This window comes from Kitasatospora sp. NBC_01560 (genome assembly GCF_045208415.1).
In the GTDB taxonomy this organism is placed as follows: Bacteria; Actinomycetota; Actinomycetes; order Streptomycetales; family Streptomycetaceae; genus Kitasatospora.
On the sequence record NZ_CP109364.1, the window covers coordinates 6,850,997 to 6,869,072 of the forward strand.

Below are 18,076 nucleotides of genomic sequence, written 5' to 3' on the forward strand. Positions count from 1 at the left end.
GCCGCCCCGAGCGGTCTGCCGGTCCACCGACGACGCCCCCTTCCGCTGCCCCGGCGCACTGGCCCTGCCCGGGCGCCCGCCCACGTCCCAGGAGTAGTCCCAGCCATGATTTCCGCCAACGCCCTCGAACTGCGTGCCGGTGCCCGGGTCCTGATCGAGTCCGCGAGCTTCAAGGTCGCCCCCGGCGACCGGATCGGCCTGGTCGGGCGCAACGGCGCCGGCAAGACCACGCTCACCAAGGTGCTGGCCGGCGAGGGCCTGCCCGCCGGCGGTACCGTGACCCGCTCCGGCGAGGTCGGCTACCTCCCGCAGGACCCGCGCACCGGCGACCTCGACGTCCTCGCCAAGGACCGCATCCTCTCCGCCCGCGGCCTCGACACCGTGCTGAAGAAGATGCGCGAGAACGAGGACCGGATGGCGAACGGCAAGGGCGCCACCCAGGAGAACGCGATGAAGAAGTACGCGCGCCTGGAGACCGAGTTCCTCACCAAGGGCGGGTACGCCGCCGAGGCCGAGGCGGCCACCATCGCCGCCGCACTGGGCCTGCCGGACCGCATCCTCGCCCAGCCGCTGCACACCCTCTCCGGTGGCCAGCGCCGCCGCGTCGAGCTCGCCCGGATCCTCTTCTCGGACTCCGACGTGCTGCTGCTCGACGAGCCCACCAACCACCTCGACGCCGACTCGATCGTCTGGCTGCGGGACTTCCTGAAGACGTACAAGGGCGGCTTCATCGTCATCTCGCACGATGTCGAGCTGGTCGAGACGGTCGTCAACAAGGTCTTCTACCTGGACGCCAACCGCTCCGCGATCGACGTGTACAACATGGGCTGGAAGCAGTACCAGCAGCAGCGCGAGGACGACGAGAAGCGCCGCAAGCGCGAGCGGGCGAACGCCGAGAAGAAGGCCGCCACCCTGAACGCGCAGGCCGACAAGATGCGCGCCAAGGCGACCAAGACGGTGGCCGCGCAGAACATGGCCCGCCGTGCCGACAAGCTGCTCTCCGGCCTGGAGCAGGTCCGGATGAACGACAAGGTCGCGAAGCTGCGCTTCCCCGACCCGGCCCCCTGCGGCAAGACCCCGCTGACCGCCAGCGGCCTGTCCAAGTCCTACGGCTCGCTGGAGATCTTCACCGACGTCGACCTGGCGATCGACCGGGGTTCCCGGGTCGTCGTGCTGGGCTTCAACGGCGCCGGAAAGACCACCCTGCTGCGGATGCTGGCCGGGGTGGAGAAGCCGGACACCGGCGAGGTGATCCCGGGCCACGGCCTGAAGATCGGTTACTACGCCCAGGAGCACGAGACGCTGGACCCGGAGCGCACGGTGCTGGAGAACATGCGCTCCTCGGCCCCGGACACCGACCTGGTGCAGATCCGGAAGATCCTCGGTTCGTTCCTGTTCTCCGGCGACGACGTCGACAAGCCGGCGGGGGTGCTCTCCGGTGGTGAGAAGACCCGTCTGGCGCTGGCCGCGCTGGTGGTCTCCAGCGCCAACGTGCTGCTGCTCGACGAGCCCACCAACAACCTCGACCCGGCCAGCCGCGAGGAGATCCTCGGGGCGCTGCGCGAGTTCTCCGGCGCGGTCGTGCTGGTCACCCACGACGAGGGCGCGGTCGACGCGCTCCAGCCGGAGCGGATCATCCTGCTGCCGGACGGCGTGGAGGACCTCTGGAGCCCGGCCTACGCCGACCTGGTCTCGCTCGCCTGACGGCGGGTGGACGCAGTAGACGCACAGTCCCCTCATTGGACCAGAAAAACTAGTCCTTACGGCGTGTCCGGGAATGAAGAGGTCCCCGGTTCCGTTTGAGGAGCTTCCGTCGGCCCGCCACTCGATCGTGGTCGGGCCGACGCTGCTGATCAGCCCTTTCGTGCCGGACGGCGCAGCCTGCCCGGGGGCGTGCACTCTGCGTGAGCGCCCTTGTGCGCTCGGATCACCACCGGTGGACCACGCATTCCCGACATCGACCTTGTCGAATGGGTGGCCAGGACGCTGTGGATGGGTGATCATGGGAATCTGACCGAGCAACGCTATGAGGAGGCACGGGTGGCCGAGACTCTGAAAAAGGGCAGCCGGGTGACCGGTGCCGCGCGTGAGAAGCTCGCGGCCGATCTCAAGAAGAAGTACGACTCCGGGGCGAGCATTCGCGCTCTCGCGGAGGAGACCGGCCGCTCGTACGGCTTTGTGCACCGGATGCTGAGCGAGTCCGGAGTGATTCTCCGGGGCCGCGGCGGTGCCACGCGGGGCAAGAACAAAGCTACTGCTGGAGCCAGCTCCTGACGGTCCGTCAGTGAATTGACGGATGACTCGGCGGCAGGGCGCCGGCCGGGGCGACGACAGCTGGTCGTCCGCCTCCGGCCTGTCGAACCGGCCGCCGATCGTCATGCCCGCCGCCACTGCCGGCCGGCCCTGTCCCGATCCTTCGCCGCGGCGTGCGCCGACACTCTGCCGCTGCGCGCCCAGGTTTGTTACTCTCCGGTAGCCAAGTCCCTCGCCACCGGAGGTCCCCGCATGACTGCCCCCGCCACCGACCCGCAGGCCCCGAGCCGGGAGCAGGACGGCGTCCGCCTGGAGATCGACGGCGAACTCGCCGTCGTCACCCTCTGTCAGCCCAAGCGGCGCAACGCCCAGTCGCCCGCGATGTGGCGCGCGCTGGCGGCCTTCGGCCGTGAGCTGCCGGGCAGCGTCCGGGTCGTGCTGCTGCGCGCCGAGGGCGTCTCCTTCTCGGCCGGCCTCGACCGTGCGATGTTCACCGCCGAGGGCATCCCCGGCGAGCGCAACTTCCTCCAGCTGGCCGCCGCGGACGACAAGGACCTCGACGACACCATCGCCTCCTACCAGGAGGCCTTCAGCTGGTGGCGCTGCCCCGACCTGATCACCGTCGCGGCCGTCCAGGGCCACGCCGTCGGCGCCGGCTTCCAGCTCGCCCTCGGCTGCGACCTGCGGGTCGTCGCCGACGACGTGCAGTTCTCCATGAAGGAGACCTCGCTCGGCCTCGTCCCCGACCTGGCCGGCACCAAGCCGCTCACCGACCTGGTCGGCTACGCGCGGGCGCTGGAGATCTGCGCCACCGGCCGCTGGGTCGGTGCCGAGGAGGCCGTCGCGACCGGCCTGGCCAACCTGGCCGTCCCCGGCGCGGAGCTCGACGGCGCCGCCCGTGACCTCGTCGCCGCCCTGCTGGCCGCGCCGCGCAGCGCCGTCATCGAGACCAAGGCGCTGCTCCGGGGTGCGGGCGGCCGCTCGTACGAGGAGCAGTGTGCGGCCGAGCGGGCGGCGCAGGCCCGCCGGCTGCGCGACCTGGCCGGCATCGGCGACTGACCCGCCGGCTCCTGCTGGAGGCCCGGCGCGCGGGTGAGACCCGCGCGCCGGGCCTCCGGCGTTCCCGGCGCCGGGTGCGGGCCGCGCGCCCGTCCGAATGCCTGTCCGGGCAGGCGGACGGACGCCCGGACGGACGCCCGGCCTGTCGTGAGGAGGACCTCCGGGGGCGGAAAACGTGGCGAAATGCCAGAGTTGGAGCGATTTGCGATATAGCTGGAGCCGTACGACGGGAGAAGCGCCCATGCCTGACACTCCGACGCCCGCCACCATGCACAAGAACCCCTCGGCCGCAGCCGCGGCCGGGACGCCGTCCAGCAGCGACAGCACCAGGACGTCCGACGAACGCGGTCGCACCGCGCTGGCCGTCGGCGTGGTCGAGAAGATCGCCGGCATGGCCGCCCGGGAGGTGTCCGGCATCCACGCGCTCGGCTCGGGCCTGTCCCGGACCTTCGGCGCGATGCGTGACAGGGTCCCCGGCGGCAAGTCCAGCATCGGCCGCGGCATCAAGGCCGAGGTCGGCGAGAAGCAGACCGCCATCGACATCGCCCTGGTCGTCGAGTACGGCGTGGTCATCCCCGAACTGGCCCGCCAGGTGCGGGAGAACATCATCGACGCGGTGGAGCGGATGACCGGCCTGGAGGTCGTCGAGGTCAACATCGCGGTCAACGACGTCCACCTGCCCGACGAGCCGGATGTCGAGGAGGAGGAAGAGGAGACGGTCTCCTCCGGGCAGCGGCCCAAGTTGAGGTAGCCCGCCCGGGGTGGCGGGGCCCGCCCGCGCGGCGGGGAGACAGCGGACGAGGAGGAACGGATGAACCTGGCCATCGTCGGCCTGGTGGTGGGCATGGCCCTCGGCTTCGCCGGGTATTTCGGCGGGTTCGCGGCGTTCCTGCTGGTGGCCGCGCTTGGCGTGGTCGGCTTCGTGGTCGGGCGGCTGCTGGAGGGCGACATCGAGCTCGGTGACCTCGGCGACCTGCTGCGCGGCCGCGACCGGCGCCGTTGATGGCGGCCCTCACCACCCCCGCCCCCGGCTCCTCCCGGCGCGAACCCGCCGCCCGCGGGCGGCTCCGGATCGCCGACCGGGTGTACGCCCGGATCGCCGCCCGGGCCGCCCGCGAGGCGCTCGCCGAGGTCTGGCAGGGGCGCGCCGAGCAGGGGAGCCCGCCGGTCGTCTCGGTCTCCGTCCCGGGCTCCACCGTCACCGTCCGGGTCGCCGTGGAGCTGCCCTTCCCCGCCGACCTGGCCGCACTGGCCCGGGCCGTGCGCGACCGGATCGCCACCCAGGTCCTGGGGCTCACCGGGACGCGGGTCGGCGAGGTGGTGGTGGTCGTCGAGAAGCTGGTGCCCAGGGGCGGGGCATGAGCGGGCCGACGCCGGGGGCGCTCCCGCCCGGCCCGCCGGAGCCGCCGGGCCTGCCCGAACCGCCGGAGAGGTCCGGCCCGCCGGCCGGGGCGTCGCCCGCCCCGCCGCCGGTCAGGGTGCCGCGGCTGCGGGCCCCGCGCACCACGGCCGCCGTCCTGGTCGCCACCGGCGCCCTGCTGCTCGCCGGAGCGCTGCTCTACGACGTGATCGCCGTCCGCACCGGGCTCCCCGCCGGCCGCTGGCGTGCCACCACCGCCGACGAACTGGCCACCCGCCACCTGGACGACCCCTGGGTCCTGCTCGGCGCCGGCGCGGCCGTCCTGCTCGGGGGCTGGCTGCTCTGGCTCGCCTTCGCCCCGGGGCTGCGGCGCTGGCTGTCGCTGCTCCCGCACGGTGGCACCTCCGCCGCCGTCGACCGGACCGGCGTGGGCACCCTCCTGGTCGACCGGGCGGCCGGGCTGCCGGGTGTCGAGCACCTCACGGTGCGGATCAACAGCCGCCGGGTGAAGGTCGTCCTGACCGGCCCGGCCGATCCGGCCTCGGTCCAGCGGCAGCTGCGGGACGAGCTCGCGCGGGTCACCCTGGCGCGGCCGCTGCGGCTCGACGTGAGGACGGGGCGCGGGCGGTCGCGCGGCTCCGGGGGTGCGGCCGCCCCGGCGGCCGGGGGAGGGGAGGCGTGATGACGCGGTCCACCGTCAACCGGGTGCTGCTCGGCGTGGCCGGCCTGGTGCTCCTGGTGGTCGGGGTGCTGGTGCTGGCCGGCGGCCTCGACCTGTACCGGCGGGTGGGCCTGGAGCCGCCGCGCCGGTGGCCGCTCGCCTCGCCCGACCGGCCGGTCCTCGGTGCCCGGGCCCGGACCCGCTGGGCGGGCCGGCCCTGGTGGTGGCCGGTCGTGATCGCCGCCCTGGTGGCCGTGGTGGCCGGCGCGGGGTGGTGGCTCTGGACGCAGCTCCGGCGCAGCACGTCGGCGACCGTCGCCGTCCCCACCCCCGGCGCGGGCGGGCTGCGGCTGCGGCTGAGCAGCCGGGCACTGGAGGAGGCGCTGGAGATCGGCACGGCCGCGCTCCCGGAGGTCGAGCGGGCCGGCGTCCGGCTGGTCCGCGGGCCGCGGCACCCGCGGCTGCGGGCCGCCGTCCGGCTGACCCCCGGGGGTGATCCCGCGGCCCTGGTCGAGCACTTCGAGACCGGCCCGCGCCGCGACGCCCGGGCCAGCCTCGGCCTGGCCGAGCTGCCCGCCGAGCTGCGGATCCGGGTGGTGGCGGCGAAGCCGGCCGCCGAACCCCGGGGCGGCGGCCGGCGCCGGGCCCCGCGGGTCCGGTAGCGGCGGGCCCGCGGAGCGGGCGTCAGAGGGTGCGCAGCGCGCCGCCGTCGACCGGCAGCATCACCCCGGTCAGGTAGGACGCGGCGGGGGAGAGCAGGAAGGCCGCGGCCCTGCCGAACTCCTCCGGGGTGCCGTACCGGCCGAGCGGGATGGCGGCGCTGTTCCGCTTCCGGGCCGCGTCGGCGTCGCCGCCGAGGGCGTCCAGCTCGCGGACCCGGTCGGTGTCGATCCGGGCCGGCAGCAGGCCGACCACCCGGATCCCGCGCGGGCCCAGCTCGTCGGCGAGCGACTTGGCGGCCATCGCCAGCCCGGGCCGCAGACCGTTCGAGATGCCGAGCCCGGGGATCGGCTGGCGGACCGAGCTGGAGAGCACGAAGCCGATCACCCCGCCCTCGCCGAGCACGTCGGCCGCGGCACGGGCGATCCGCAGCGCCCCCAGGAAGACCGACTCGAAGGCGTCCCGCCAGGCCTCCTCGGGCGTGGTGGCCACCGGGCCGGCCTGCGGGCCACCGACGCTGATCAGCACGCCGTCCAGCCGGCCGAAGCGCGCGACGGCCGTGGCGGGCAGGCGCCCGGCCGTCTCCGGGTCGGCGTTGTCGGCCACCAGGCCGTGCGCGGTGCCGGGGCCGCCGAGGGTGTCGAGCGCGGCGACGGCGGCGGCCACCGACTCCTCGCCCCGGCCGCTGACCAGCACCCGGGCGCCGTCGGCGGCCAGCTCGCGGGCGGCCGCGAAGCCGAGGCCCCGGGTCGCGCCGGTGACCACGTACACCTTGTCCTTCAGTCCGAGATCCATGGCCCCATCCTGCCGGGTCGCCGGGTGCGCGGGGTAGCCGCGGCGCGGTCGGCGCGGGCGGGAGCCGGTGTGCGTGCCCGCGGGCGCCACACGCTGGCCTTGACGTCGGCGTCAAGGTCTACCGTCGTACCCGGCGGTGCTCGGAGCTCCGCCGGACGGAAGGACGGGGTGCCATGCGGATCGGCGAGCTGGCGCAGCAGGCGGGCACGACCACGCGCGCCCTGCGGTACTACGAGCAGCTCGGGCTGTTGCCGGCCCGGCGGGCCGGCAACGGCTACCGCGCGTACGGCGAGGAGGACCTCCGGCTGCTCCGCCAGATCCGGACGCTCCAGGACTTCGGGTTCGGGCTGGAGGAGACCCGCCCGTTCGTGGAGTGCCTGCAGGCGGGCCATCCGGAGGGCGACTCCTGCCCGGCCTCGCTGGAGGTCTACCGGCGCAAGCTGGCCGAGCTGGACGAGTGCATCGGCCGGTTGCAGGAGGTCCGCGCCCAGGTGTCCGGGCAGTTTGCCCGGGCCGAGCGGGCCCGTGACGCCCTGGCGGCGGAGGCCGGTCAGGCACCCCAGTGCGAGTTGGCGACCGAGTGGGAGGAGCGGTAGATGGAAATCGCGGGCGTACCGGCGGTGACGGACGAGACGTTCGCCGCCGAGGTACTGGCGGCGGAGGGCCCGGTCCTGGTGGACTTCACGGCGGACTGGTGCCCGCCGTGCCGCCAGATGGTGCCGGTGCTGGCGGACATCGCGCGGGAGGAGGCGCACCGGCTGCGGGTGGTCAGCCTGGACGTGGACCGCAATCCCGTGACGCAGGCCGCCTATGCCGTGCTGTCGATGCCGACGCTGATGGTGTTCCGCGGCGGCGAGCCGGTGAAGGCGGTGGTCGGCGCGCGGGCCAAGGCCAGGCTGCTGCGCGAGCTGGACGACGTCCTGTAGGCACCGGGCGTCCCACGGGAGGCGGGGCCGCTCGGGTCAGGCCGGGCCGGGGCAGGTCAGGTCAGGCCGGGGCGGGCCGGGTCAGGCGGGAACCGCCACGGGTGCCACCTCGGCCTCGGCGGCCTCCTTGCGGCGGTCCTTGGCCTCGCGGCGGATCATCACCCAGATCCCGACCGGGATCATCGCGGTGAACAGCCACCACTGGATCGCGTAGGCCATGTGGGGCCCGATGTCGGAGTGGTTCGGCTCGGGCACCAGCGCGGGCTGCTCGGCGGGGGCCGGGGTGGTGGCGGTGAGCTCCAGGTAGCCGCCGAGCAGGGTGGCGCCGGTCTCCTTGGCCTGCTGGCCGGTGTTGATCAGGTTGAACTGGCGGTCCGGCAGGCCGGCCCGGTCGGGGATGCCGCTGCCGGCCGAGGTCTCGTCGGCCCGCATCCGGCCGGTGAGGACGACCTCGCCGGCCGGTACGGCGGGCACCGCCGGGTACGTGGTGGCGGAGCCGCCGGAGTCCACCCAGCCGCGGTTGACCAGGACGCTGCCCCGCCCGTCGGACAGCTTCAGCGGGGTGATCACGAAGTAGCCGATCGCCCCGCTGGAGTCGGTCCGCTTCCGAACGACGAACTCGTGCTCGGGGTCGTACTGCCCGGTGGCCGTCACCGTGCGCCAGGTCAGGTCCTTGGGAACGGTGAATCCGGGGGCCGTCGACAGGGTGTCGTACGGCACCGGCTGCACGGTGAGCGCCTGTGCGATCAGCTCGTTGCGGGCCACCCGCGCCTCGTGGCGGTGCAGTTGCCAGAACCCCAGCTTGATCGTGGCGGGGATCAGCAGCAGGGCGATCAGGACGGTGATCAGCCAGCGCCGGGTGAGGAGAAAACGGTACACACGGGCACGGTACGCCCACCTCACAACCGGATCACGCACCGGGGTGCGGGGCGACCTCGCGCAGCAACTGGAGGAAGGCGTCCTCGCCCACCACCGGCGTGCCGAGGTCCCGGGCCCGGCGGGCCTTGCCGCTCCAGCTGCCGGGCTCGTTGGTCACCAGCAGGCTGGTGAGGCGGCTCACCGAGGTGGCGATGTGGAGGCCGGCCTCGACCGCGCGGTCCTCCAGCAGCTCGCGGTCGGTCGCGGTGTCGCCGGTGAACGCCACCCGCATGCCCTGCACCAGCGGCTTGCCGTCCTCCCAGCGCCCGGGGTTCGGGTACGGGCACGGCGGGCGCTTCTTCGCCTGCCGGTACGAGGCGCCGGTCCACGACGCGCGGGCGGCGGAGACGGGCTCGTCCTGGCCGAGGTCGGTGACGGCGACGCAGTTCTGGAACGGCAGCGGGACGCCCCCCACCCGGGCCAGGTGCAGGCTGGGACGGAACGCCTCGGCGAGCACCCGGGCGTCGTCCAGGGCGTTGTGCGCCTGGCGCTGCTGGACGCCGAAGTACGCGGCGAGCGAGGACAGCTTGCCGTTGGGCAGCGGCAGCCGCAGGTCGCGGGAGAGCACCATGGTGCAGATCCGCCGGTCGACCGGGGCGTGCAGCCCGGCCCGGGAGAACTCGCGGGAGATCATGTTCCAGTCGAACAGCGCGTTGTGGGCGACCAGGACCCGGCCGCGCAGCCGCTCGGCGAACTCGCCGGCGACCTCGGGGAAGGTCGGCGCGCCCGCCAGGGCCTGGGCGGTGAGGCCGTGGATCCAGACCGGCCCTGGGTCACGCTCGGGGTTGACGAGGGTGTACCAGTGGTCGGTGACCTCGCCCTCGGCGTCCAGCTGGTAGACGCCCGCCGAGATGACCCGGTCCGAACGGCCGAGGCCGGTGGTCTCGACGTCCACCACCGCGAAGCCTCCGGCGGGGGCGGCGGAGCGCTGGGCGGGGACGGGGACGGCCCGTGGCGCGCCGGACGTCTCGGGCTGGATCGCATGCATGGTCAAACAGAATAAGCGCCACGGCCACCGGGTTCGGTCGGAATGTTGTCGAGCGCGGGCCGGAATAGAGTGGTGAGCGTATTCGTCGTACACCCAGTCGAATATCTCCTGGCTGCCGGACACCCCCAAGCAGCCGTTTCCCCGAAGGACGAACCCCCATGCGCGCCACCGTGATCCACGGCCCCAACGACATCCGGATCGAGGACGTACCGGACCCGGTGATCCAGCAGCCGACCGACGCGGTGGTCCGGGTGGTCAACGCCTGCATCTGCGGCAGCGACCTGTGGGCGTACCGGGGAGTGGCGGCCCGGGTGGCCGGCCAGCGGATCGGGCACGAGTTCCTCGGTGTGATCGAGGAGACCGGCTCCGAGGTGCGCGGCTTCAAGCGGGGCGACTTCGTGGTGGCGCCGTTCGTCTGGTCGGACGGCAGCTGTGACTTCTGTCTCGAAGGCCTGCAGACCTCCTGCCCGCACGGCGGGTTCTGGGGCCAGGTCGGCTCCGACGGCGGCCAGGGCGAGGCGGTGCGCGTCCCGTTCGCCGACGGCACGCTGGTGGCACTGCCGAAGGACGCGGCGGGCGACGAGAAGCTGCTGCCCGGCCTGCTGGCACTCTCCGACGTGATGGCCACCGGGCACCACGCCGCCGTCTCGGCGCGGGTGCGGCCGGGCGCCACCGTGGCGGTCGTCGGTGACGGCGCGGTGGGCCTGTGCGGCGTACTGGCGGCGCACCGGCTCGGCGCGGGCCGGATCATCGCGCTCGGCCGGCACACCGCCCGGACGGACCTGGCCCGCCGGTTCGGGGCGACCGACGTGGTCGCCGAGCGCGGCGAGGCCGCGATCGAGGCGGTCAAGGAGCTGACCGGCGGCCTGGGCGCGCACGCCGTGCTGGAGGCGGTCGGCACCGAGGAGTCGATGCGGACGGCCGTCTCGATCACCCGCGACGGCGGCGCGGTCGGTTACGTCGGCGTGCCGCACGGCGGCAGCGCCGGTGTGGACATCGGCCAGATGTTCGGCCGCAACGTCGCGCTGGGCGGCGGGGTCGCCCCGGCCCGTGCCTACATCCCCGAGCTGCTGCCGGACGTGCTCTCCGGCGCCATCGAGCCCGGTCTGGTCTTCGACCGCACGGTCGGCCTGGAGGGCGTCCCGGACGGTTACCGGGCCATGGACGACCGCTCCGCGCTGAAGGTCCGCATCGCGTTCTGACCCTGCCGCGACGCCGACCGGCCGGCACCTCCCCGTGGTGGGGCGGTGCCGGCCGGCCGGTTCTCCGGGTGCCGGGCCGTCAGCTGTAGTAGCCGAAGACGTCGGCGATCAGGTGGGCCGGTGCGCCGGAGCCGTTGAGCAGGTTGACCTTGCCGTCGGCGCCGACCGGGACGACGACGAGGTTGGCGATGGTCAGGTTGGGTGTCCAGTTGAGGTTGGACGAGGTCGGCAGTGCGGCGCCGCCGGCCCAGGCGATCAGCATGCCGCTGCCGTCGGTCTCGGTGACGGTGATGTTGAGGACGACGGCCTTGGCCCCGGCGGGCACGCCGGCCCGGCCGGCGATCTGGAGCGGGACGGTGTCCCGCCCGGCGACCTTGCCGGTGCCGGGACGGCCGACGCCCTCACGGGTGTCGAGCAGGCGGTCCGGGCTGACGGGGCTGTAGGTGGCGCCGGAGGCGTTGTCGGTGTAGTAGCCGAAGACGTCGGCGATCAGGTGGGCGGGTGCGCCGGAGCCGTTGAACAGGTTGACCTTGCCGTCGGCACCGACCGGGACGACCACCAGGTTGGGGATCGTCTGCCCGGGCGTCCAGTTGAGGTTGGAGGTCGCGGGCTGGGGAGCGCCGCCGGCCCAGGCGGTGACCATGCCGCTGCCGTCGGTCTCGGTGGCGGTGATGTTGAGGACGACGGCCTTGGCCCCGGCGGGCACGCCGGCGCGACCGGTGATCTGGAGGGCGAAGGCCTCGCGGCCGCCCACCTTGCCCGTACCGGGACGGCCGATGGCCTCGCGGGTGTCGAGGACGCGCTCGGGGCTGACCGTGTTGTAGGTGGAGCCGGAGACGTTGTCGGTGTAGTAGCCGAAGACGTCGGCGATCAGGTGGGCGGGTGCGCCGGAGCCGTTGAACAGGTTGACCTTGCCGTCGACGCCGACCGGGACGACCACCAGGTTGGGGATCGTCTGCCCGGGCGTCCAGTTGAGGTTGGAGGCGTTGGGCCGCGGTGCCCCGCTGGCCCAGGCGGTGATCATGCCGTTGCCGTCGGTCTCGGTGGCGGTGATGTTCAGCGCGACGGCCTTGGCGCCCAGCGGCACGCCGGCGCGGCCGGCGATCTGGAGCGGGACGGTGTCCCGCCCGGCGACCTTGGTGCTGCCGGGACGGCCGATGCCCTCCCGGGTGTCGAGCAGGCGGACCGGGCTGACGCTGTTGAAGGTGGAGCCGTGGTCCGCCGCGGTGACCGAGACCACGTGCAGGTTCTGCGCGCTGTCGCGGTAGACGAAGCCGCCGCCGAAGCGGTCGGCGCTCCAGTTCACCTGGGAGGGGTAGTCGACGAGCCGCAGCGGCAGCTCGCGGGTGACGGCGGTGCCGGTCTCGAAGGTGACCAGGGTGCTGCGGTTGGCGGTCGGCGAGTACTCGTAGAACAGGTACCCGGCGCCCATGGACAGCGCACCCGCCCGGACCGGGACGGTGGCGCCGGTGGTGAGGTTGATGACGCCCGCGGCGCCCGAGGCACTGGACCAGTAGAGCCAGCCGTGGGCGGCCATGACGGTGGTGAGGTCCGAGGTGGCGCCGGTCTGCACGGTGCGGGTCTGCTGACGGGTGGCCAGGTCGGTCACCGCGATCTCGCCCTGCTTGGCCGTCGCCGCGTAGAGGGCACCGGCGTCGATGGTGGCGGCCTGGATGCCGATGGTGCCGGCGATCACGGCGCCCGGGTTGGCGGAGTCGATGTCGATGACACCGCGTGAGGTGCCCTCGGCACCGTTCCTGATCAGCACGTAGCGGCCGGCGGCCTCGATGAGGCCACCCAGGTTGCTCATGCCGCCCGCGGGCCGGACCACCCGGACGTCCTTGCCGGTGCGGATGAACAGGGCCTTCTCGGCGTACCGGGCCACCGGGTCGATGTAGGTGTCCAGGTGGACGACACGGCCGTCCCCGGTGCCCATCTGCCGGGCGCAGGGGACGTCGTAGCGGCAGTTGTACGCGGCTTCGGTGAACCCGGCCTCGGCGCCCAGCGAGAGCCGCGGGGTGGTGGCCGGCTGCCGGCCGAGCGTCACGTTCTGCTGGTAGTAGCCGTCCACCGGGCCGCTGCCGGTCTCGGTGGTGGTGAGGACGCCGGCCGCCAGGCTGATGTCCCGCACCGTGTGCGGGTCCGGGGCCACGGTGTGGCCGGTCGTGAGGACGGACGGCAGGGCCTCGCCGGACGGGAGGACCTTGCGGACCTTCCAGTCACCGGAGTCCTGGCCGCCCTCGGCCAGGACGGAGCCGTCCGGAGCCTGGACCAGGGTCGGGGAGGCGTAGGGGAGCAGGGTGACCGGCGGGCCGCCCACGAGCGACTGGGCGCGGAGCTCCTTCTGCGGGGGCTTGGCCGAGGAGTAGTCGGTGGTGCCGGGCCAGAAGGCGGTGATCAGCCAGTTGTCGGTCAGGCCGATCGAGGTCGGGCGGGTCTGGGCCGTGAACGGGAGGACGATCTCGCCGTCCAGTTTGAGGGGCTTGCGGGACAGCACGTGGACCGAGCAGTCGTTGGCCATCCACGCCACGCGGTCCCGGCCGAGGGCCGCGGGCCCGACGCACGAGGAGACGGCCGGGTCGGTGGGGGCCGTCGGCAGCGAGACGTTCAACTCGCCGGTGACAGTGTCGGCGAGGGCGACGTGGAAGCGTCCCGCGCTGTCGTTGTAGCCGAGGAACGCCTGCTTGGCGTCGCCGCCGAGGACCCTGACGCGCTCGGGCAGACCGCCGGCCATGGCCCAGTCGAGCGGCACGATCACCGTGGTGTCGGCGCCGCTGGGGCGCAGGAACGCCAGGCTCCCCAGCTTGAGGGTCGAGGCGCCGGGGGCGGTCGGCACCGAGGTGCTGACGAGCATCGAACTGCCGAACAGGCCCTCGGCGAAGCGCTGGTCGGCCGTCTGCAGGATCGTCACCGCACCGGTCGTCATGTCCTTGAGCTTCCAGGACGTCTCGGCCGAGTTGGGGTAGGTGTAGGCGACGGCCGTGTCCGAACCGGCGCCGTACTTGGCGGTGGTGCGGTTGGCGGCGTAGAAGTCGCTGGCGACGACCTGGGTGGCGCCGGTGTCGTAGGCGGTCCAGGCGAAGTTGCCGTCGCGCTGGGCGTGCAGGAAGCCCTTGTCGCCCGCGGCGAGCAGCTCATCGGTGTGCGGAGTGGGCAACGGCTGCCCGGGGACGACCAGTTCGGGCAGCGCGGCGCCGGTGTCGGCGGTCCCGGCGGGTGCGGCCGGCGCCGCGGTCGCGACGGGCGCCAGGCCTGCGAGGCCGAGGGCGGACGCCAGGAGCGGGGCCGCGAACAGGCGGGCCCGTCTCGTGGAGGTGGATTTCGGTGGCACGGTGGTGTTCCCCCCCGGTGTACTGCGCCTCGGATCGCTCATTCGTCCGAAAACTGATGGAAGGTCGGATCACGAGCAGGCGCGTGAATATGACGGTCCGAACTCATGAAGATCTCATGAGTGGCAGGACAGTACCACCGTGAAACGACGCCTCCGCGAGGGGTCGGTCGTATGCGCCTCCGGCCGTCGGAATGGTCTGATTTCAGCCAATTGACTAGCGCGACGGGGTGAACGGCTGGCTGATCGCGGTCAAGACCTTTCGGCGCGGGCATGACGCTCCTAGCATTGCGCGGCGCGCATCCGGACTGTGACGCCCCTCACGTCCGATCGTTCCACTGGTGCCACCACTACGCCGAAGGAGTGAGGAGACAGAGTGGAATCGCCGCCGATCACCACTGCCCCTACGGAAGTCCAACTCATTGAGGAGAGCGAGGAGTTCCGCACACTGCGGCGCTCGTTCCAAAGCTTCGCGTTCCCGGTCACCATCGGATTCGTCCTCTGGTACCTGCTGTACGTCCTGCTCTCCAGCTACGCGCCCGGTCTGATGGGCACCAAGGTGGTCGGGCACGTCAACGTCGCCCTGGTGCTCGGGCTGGCGCAGTTCGTCACCACCTTCGCCATCGCGGCCTGGTACGCGCGCTACGCGGACCGGCGGCTCGACCCGCCCGCCACCGCGATCCGCGAGGCCCAGGGCGCCGTGGTCCACGCCCCCCGGGAGGCCGCCGAATGACCCTGCTCGCCAGTTCCGCCACCGAGCACCGCGGCCTCACGATGACCCTGTTCGGGATCTTCGTGCTGACCACCCTCGGCATCACCGTCTGGGCCGGCCGGCAGACCAAGGACGCCGCCGACTTCTACGCCGGCGGCCGCGGCTTCACCGGATTCCAGAACGGCCTGGCCATCTCCGGCGACTACATGTCCGCCGCGTCCTTCCTCGGCATCGCCGGTGCCATCGCGCTCTCCGGCTACGACGGCTTCCTCTACTCGATCGGCTTCCTGGTCGCCTGGCTGGTCGCGCTGCTGCTGGTCGCCGAACCGCTGCGCAACTCCGGCCGCTACACGATGGCGGACGTGCTCGCGTTCCGGATGCGGCAGCGCCCGGTCCGCACCGCGGCCGGCATCTCCACCATCGTGGTGTCGATCTTCTACCTGCTCGCCCAGATGGTCGGCGCCGGGACGCTGGTGGCGCTGCTGCTGGGGGTCAGCGGCGACGGCGCCAAGCAGCTGACCATCGTCGCCGTCGGCGGGCTGATGGTCGTCTACGTGGTGATAGGGGGCATGAAGGGCACCACCTGGGTGCAGATCGTCAAGGCGGTCCTGCTGATCGCGGGCACCGCGCTGATGACCTTCCTGGTGCTGGCCAAGTACCACTTCAACCCCTCCGCGCTGCTCGGCGCCGCCGCCGACGCCAGCGGCAAGGGGGCGGCCTTCCTGGAGCCGGGGCTCAAGTACGGCGCCAGCGGCACCAGCAAGCTCGACTTCATCAGCCTCGGGATCGCGCTGGTCCTCGGCACCGCCGGGCTCCCGCACATCCTGGTCCGCTTCTACACCGTGCCCACGGCCAAGGCGGCCCGGAAGTCCGTGCTCTGGGCGATCGGCATCATCGGCGGCTTCTACCTGATGACGCTCGCGCTCGGCTTCGGCGCGGCGGCCCTGGTCGGCCCGAAGGCGATCAAGGCGGCCAACGCGGCCGGCAACACCGCCGCCCCGCAGCTCGCCGAGCAGCTCGGCGGCGGCCCGGGCACCACCGGCGGGGCGATCCTGCTGGCGGTGATCTCCGCGGTCGCCTTCGCCACCATCCTGGCCGTGGTGGCCGGGCTGACCCTGGCCTCCTCGGCCTCCTTCGCCCATGACCTGTACGCCAACGTCATCCGGCGCGGCCGGGCCACCGAGAAGGAGGAGGTGCTCTCCGCGAAGTGGGCCGCCGTCGCGATCGGCGCGGTCGCCATCGTGCTCAGCCTCTTCGCGGGGAAGCTGAACACCGCCGCCCTGGTCGCACTGGCCTTCGCGGTGGCCGCCTCGGCCAACCTGCCGACCCTGCTCTACTCGCTCTTCTGGAAGCGCTTCAACACGGTCGGCGCGGTCAGCTCGGTGTACGCCGGACTGATCTCCTCGGTGACGCTGGTGATCTTCTCGCCGGTCGTCTCGGGCGCCAAGACCTCGCTCTTCCCGCACTCCGACTTCCACTGGTTCCCGTTGGAGAACCCCGGACTGGTCTCCATCCCGATCGGATTCCTCGCCGGGTGGATCGGCACCCTGCTGGCCAAGGAGAAGGCCGACCCGGCGAAGTACGCTGAACTGGAGGTCCGCTCGCTGACCGGACTGGGCGCCCACTGACGGGCGGCCGATGACTAAGCTGGCCCGGCCCGGTCGTCTCGGCGGCCGGGCCGGCCGCATTCCTGCGGACCGGCCGCAGAACTCGGGAAGGGAACGCCGTGCTCCTCGACACCTTCGGCCGGCGCGCCGTCGACCTGCGGGTCTCCCTCACCGACCGGTGCAACCTGCGCTGTACCTACTGCATGCCCGAGGAGGGCCTGCAGTGGCTGGCCAAGCCGGACCTGCTCACCGACGAGGAGATCGTCCGGCTGGTGACGGTCGCCGTCCGGGACCTCGGTGTCCGGGAGGTCCGGTTCACCGGTGGCGAGCCGCTGCTGCGGCCCGGGCTGGTCGGCATCGTCGCGGCCTGCGCCGGGCTCGACCCGCGCCCCGAGCTCTCCCTCACCAGCAACGGGATCGGCCTCGCCCGGACGGCGGAGGCGCTGCGGGCCGCCGGGCTGGACCGGGTCAACGTCTCGCTCGACACCCTCGACCCGGACACCTTCCACACCCTCACCCGCCGCCACCGCCACCAGGACGTGCTGTCCGGTCTGGCCGCCGCCGAGGCCGCCGGGCTGGTGCCGGTCAAGCTGAACGCAGTGCTGATGCGCGGGGTGAACGACCACGAGGCGCCCGAGCTGCTGGCCTGGTGCCTGGAGCGCGGCTACGAGCTGCGGTTCATCGAGCAGATGCCGCTGGACGCCCAGCACGGCTGGGACCGGTCCCGGATGATCACCGCCGAGGAGATCCTGGACCGCCTCGCCGCCCGGTTCACGCTCACCCCCGAGCCCTCCGCCCGGCGCGGTGCGGCGCCGGCCGAACGCTGGCTGGTGGACGGCGGCCCGGGCCGGGTGGGCGTGATCGCCTCCGTCACCCGGCCCTTCTGCCGGGCCTGCGACCGGACCAGGCTCACCGCCGACGGGCAGGTGCGCAACTGCCTCTTCGCGACGGGTGAGACTGACCTGCGGTCCGCGCTGCGCTCGGGCGGCAGCGACGCCGAGATCGGCGAGCTGTGGCGGGTCGCGATGTGGGGCAAGAAGGCCGGCGCCGGGATCGACAACCCGGAGTTCCACCAGCCCGACCGGCCGATGTCGGCGATAGGCGGCTAGCCCGGCGGCCGGCTACCGGCGGCCGGTTCGGCGTTCGGTCGGGCCGTGGCCGTTCCCGGTCGGGTCAGTCGGTCTCGGGCGTCCAGTCGGCAAAGGCGACGACCTCCTTGAGGAACCCGCGCACGCCGAGGAACTGCGCGAGGTGCTCGCGGTGCTCCCCGCAGGCCAGCCAGGTCTTGCGCCGGTCCGGGGTGTGCAGCTTGGGGTTGTTCCACACCAGCACCCAGTCGGCGTCCGCCCGGCAGCCCTTGGCGGAGCAGACCGGGGCCTGCGGCTGGGGGGAGTCCGGAAAGAGCATGGGGCCGTCCTCGAACGGTGGGCGGGGTGTCGTCACCGCCAGTCTGTCACGCGCCGTGTGTCACGCGTTCGGGCCGCTGCCGGATCCGGGCATGGCGACGCCGGGCAGCCACGGGGGGAGCCGCCCGGCGTCGGTCCGTCGCTCCGACGGGGGATGCGGAGCGCGTACGCAGTATGTCACGGCGAGACCCTCGGGTGGGG

At 73.2% G+C, this 18,076-nt stretch carries 19 protein-coding genes; 14 read left to right on the forward strand and 5 right to left on the reverse strand.

Annotated elements, in window-relative coordinates:
• Positions 1 to 105 precede the first annotated feature (105 nt).
• The 8 genes from OH807_RS29675 to OH807_RS29710 all read left to right on the forward strand — a co-directional run bounded on the left by OH807_RS29675 (position 106) and on the right by OH807_RS29710 (position 5,995).
• Positions 106 to 1,704 (forward strand): ABC-F family ATP-binding cassette domain-containing protein, encoded by a 1,599-nt coding sequence (locus OH807_RS29675; protein ID WP_406204867.1) that lies wholly within the window; start codon positions 106 to 108, stop codon positions 1,702 to 1,704.
• Between the two features lie 336 nt (positions 1,705 to 2,040).
• On the forward strand, positions 2,041 to 2,274 hold the full coding sequence (locus OH807_RS29680; protein WP_049658450.1) for a helix-turn-helix domain-containing protein: 234 nt from the start codon (positions 2,041 to 2,043) through the stop codon (positions 2,272 to 2,274).
• A 231-nt stretch (positions 2,275 to 2,505) separates the two neighbouring features.
• Entirely contained in the window at positions 2,506 to 3,312 is an 807-nt protein-coding gene (locus OH807_RS29685; RefSeq protein ID WP_406204870.1) for an enoyl-CoA hydratase/isomerase family protein, read from the forward strand.
• Positions 3,313 to 3,553: 241 nt separating this feature from the next.
• Positions 3,554 to 4,063, forward strand: a complete 510-nt coding sequence (locus tag OH807_RS29690) for an Asp23/Gls24 family envelope stress response protein (protein WP_406204873.1) — start codon at positions 3,554 to 3,556, stop codon at positions 4,061 to 4,063.
• Between the two features lie 60 nt (positions 4,064 to 4,123).
• Positions 4,124 to 4,315, forward strand: a complete 192-nt coding sequence (locus OH807_RS29695) for a hypothetical protein (protein ID WP_392936213.1) — start codon at positions 4,124 to 4,126, stop codon at positions 4,313 to 4,315.
• On the forward strand, positions 4,315 to 4,674 hold the full coding sequence (locus OH807_RS29700) for a hypothetical protein (protein WP_406204877.1): 360 nt from the start codon (positions 4,315 to 4,317) through the stop codon (positions 4,672 to 4,674). The genes OH807_RS29695 and OH807_RS29700 overlap by 1 nt, the downstream gene beginning before the upstream one ends.
• On the forward strand, positions 4,671 to 5,354 hold the full coding sequence (locus OH807_RS29705; protein ID WP_406204880.1) for a DUF6286 domain-containing protein: 684 nt from the start codon (positions 4,671 to 4,673) through the stop codon (positions 5,352 to 5,354). The genes OH807_RS29700 and OH807_RS29705 overlap by 4 nt, the downstream gene beginning before the upstream one ends.
• Positions 5,354 to 5,995: an alkaline shock response membrane anchor protein AmaP gene (locus OH807_RS29710; RefSeq protein ID WP_406204882.1), complete on the forward strand. Its 642-nt coding sequence runs from the start codon at positions 5,354 to 5,356 to the stop codon at positions 5,993 to 5,995. Before OH807_RS29705 ends, OH807_RS29710 begins: the two co-directional genes overlap by 1 nt.
• A gap of 22 nt (positions 5,996 to 6,017) precedes the next feature.
• Here the strand turns inward: OH807_RS29710 and OH807_RS29715 are convergent, their stop codons facing one another.
• A complete protein-coding gene (locus tag OH807_RS29715) occupies positions 6,018 to 6,788 on the reverse strand; it encodes an SDR family oxidoreductase (RefSeq protein WP_406204885.1) in 771 nt (256 codons plus the stop codon).
• A 173-nt stretch (positions 6,789 to 6,961) separates the two neighbouring features.
• Here OH807_RS29715 and OH807_RS29720 point away from each other — a divergent pair, with 173 nt between their 5' ends.
• Both OH807_RS29720 and OH807_RS29725 read left to right on the forward strand, forming a co-directional pair.
• Positions 6,962 to 7,384 (forward strand): MerR family transcriptional regulator, encoded by a 423-nt coding sequence (locus tag OH807_RS29720; RefSeq protein WP_406204888.1) that lies wholly within the window; start codon positions 6,962 to 6,964, stop codon positions 7,382 to 7,384.
• Positions 7,385 to 7,714: a thioredoxin family protein gene (locus OH807_RS29725; RefSeq protein WP_406204891.1), complete on the forward strand. Its 330-nt coding sequence runs from the start codon at positions 7,385 to 7,387 to the stop codon at positions 7,712 to 7,714.
• A gap of 81 nt (positions 7,715 to 7,795) precedes the next feature.
• On the opposite strand, the gene OH807_RS29730 is transcribed toward OH807_RS29725, so the two are convergent.
• Both OH807_RS29730 and OH807_RS29735 read right to left on the reverse strand, forming a co-directional pair.
• Complete coding sequence (locus tag OH807_RS29730; RefSeq protein ID WP_406204894.1) at positions 7,796 to 8,593, reverse strand: SURF1 family protein; 798 nt, start codon at positions 8,591 to 8,593, stop codon at positions 7,796 to 7,798.
• Positions 8,594 to 8,624: 31 nt separating this feature from the next.
• Positions 8,625 to 9,620: a DEDDh family exonuclease gene (locus OH807_RS29735; RefSeq protein WP_406204897.1), complete on the reverse strand. Its 996-nt coding sequence runs from the start codon at positions 9,618 to 9,620 to the stop codon at positions 8,625 to 8,627.
• Positions 9,621 to 9,778: 158 nt separating this feature from the next.
• Here OH807_RS29735 and OH807_RS29740 point away from each other — a divergent pair, with 158 nt between their 5' ends.
• Positions 9,779 to 10,822 (forward strand): zinc-dependent alcohol dehydrogenase family protein, encoded by a 1,044-nt coding sequence (locus OH807_RS29740; RefSeq protein ID WP_406204900.1) that lies wholly within the window; start codon positions 9,779 to 9,781, stop codon positions 10,820 to 10,822.
• 79 nt (positions 10,823 to 10,901) lie between these two features.
• On the opposite strand, the gene OH807_RS29745 is transcribed toward OH807_RS29740, so the two are convergent.
• A complete protein-coding gene (locus OH807_RS29745) occupies positions 10,902 to 14,153 on the reverse strand; it encodes a hypothetical protein (RefSeq protein ID WP_406204903.1) in 3,252 nt (1,083 codons plus the stop codon).
• Positions 14,154 to 14,526: 373 nt separating this feature from the next.
• Between OH807_RS29745 and OH807_RS29750 the strand changes: the two genes are divergently transcribed.
• From OH807_RS29750 to moaA, 3 genes are all read left to right on the forward strand, one after another.
• Positions 14,527 to 14,883, forward strand: coding sequence for a DUF485 domain-containing protein (locus OH807_RS29750; RefSeq protein ID WP_406204906.1), 357 nt, complete (start codon positions 14,527 to 14,529; stop codon positions 14,881 to 14,883).
• A complete protein-coding gene (locus OH807_RS29755; protein WP_406204909.1) occupies positions 14,880 to 16,490 on the forward strand; it encodes a cation acetate symporter in 1,611 nt (536 codons plus the stop codon). Before OH807_RS29750 ends, OH807_RS29755 begins: the two co-directional genes overlap by 4 nt.
• A gap of 98 nt (positions 16,491 to 16,588) precedes the next feature.
• On the forward strand, positions 16,589 to 17,578 hold the full coding sequence (moaA, locus tag OH807_RS29760) for a GTP 3',8-cyclase MoaA (protein ID WP_406204911.1): 990 nt from the start codon (positions 16,589 to 16,591) through the stop codon (positions 17,576 to 17,578).
• Positions 17,579 to 17,642: 64 nt separating this feature from the next.
• Here the strand turns inward: moaA and OH807_RS29765 are convergent, their stop codons facing one another.
• A complete protein-coding gene (locus OH807_RS29765; RefSeq protein WP_406204914.1) occupies positions 17,643 to 17,876 on the reverse strand; it encodes a hypothetical protein in 234 nt (77 codons plus the stop codon).
• Between the last annotated feature and the right edge of the window lie 200 nt (positions 17,877 to 18,076).

Coding starts and splice junctions, on each gene's coding strand:
- OH807_RS29675 (WP_406204867.1), top strand. CDS start 106: ATGATTTCCGCCAACGCCCTCGAACTGCGTGCCGGTGCCCGGGTCCTG.
- OH807_RS29685 (WP_406204870.1), top strand. CDS start 2,506: ATGACTGCCCCCGCCACCGACCCGCAGGCCCCGAGCCGGGAGCAGGAC.
- OH807_RS29690 (WP_406204873.1), top strand. CDS start 3,554: ATGCCTGACACTCCGACGCCCGCCACCATGCACAAGAACCCCTCGGCC.
- OH807_RS29695 (WP_392936213.1), top strand. CDS start 4,124: ATGAACCTGGCCATCGTCGGCCTGGTGGTGGGCATGGCCCTCGGCTTC.
- OH807_RS29700 (WP_406204877.1), top strand. CDS start 4,315: ATGGCGGCCCTCACCACCCCCGCCCCCGGCTCCTCCCGGCGCGAACCC.
- OH807_RS29705 (WP_406204880.1), top strand. CDS start 4,671: ATGAGCGGGCCGACGCCGGGGGCGCTCCCGCCCGGCCCGCCGGAGCCG.
- OH807_RS29710 (WP_406204882.1), top strand. CDS start 5,354: ATGACGCGGTCCACCGTCAACCGGGTGCTGCTCGGCGTGGCCGGCCTG.
- OH807_RS29715 (WP_406204885.1), bottom strand. CDS start 6,788: ATGGATCTCGGACTGAAGGACAAGGTGTACGTGGTCACCGGCGCGACC.
- OH807_RS29720 (WP_406204888.1), top strand. CDS start 6,962: ATGCGGATCGGCGAGCTGGCGCAGCAGGCGGGCACGACCACGCGCGCC.
- OH807_RS29725 (WP_406204891.1), top strand. CDS start 7,385: ATGGAAATCGCGGGCGTACCGGCGGTGACGGACGAGACGTTCGCCGCC.
- OH807_RS29735 (WP_406204897.1), bottom strand. CDS start 9,620: ATGCATGCGATCCAGCCCGAGACGTCCGGCGCGCCACGGGCCGTCCCC.
- OH807_RS29740 (WP_406204900.1), top strand. CDS start 9,779: ATGCGCGCCACCGTGATCCACGGCCCCAACGACATCCGGATCGAGGAC.
- OH807_RS29755 (WP_406204909.1), top strand. CDS start 14,880: ATGACCCTGCTCGCCAGTTCCGCCACCGAGCACCGCGGCCTCACGATG.
- OH807_RS29765 (WP_406204914.1), bottom strand. CDS start 17,876: ATGCTCTTTCCGGACTCCCCCCAGCCGCAGGCCCCGGTCTGCTCCGCC.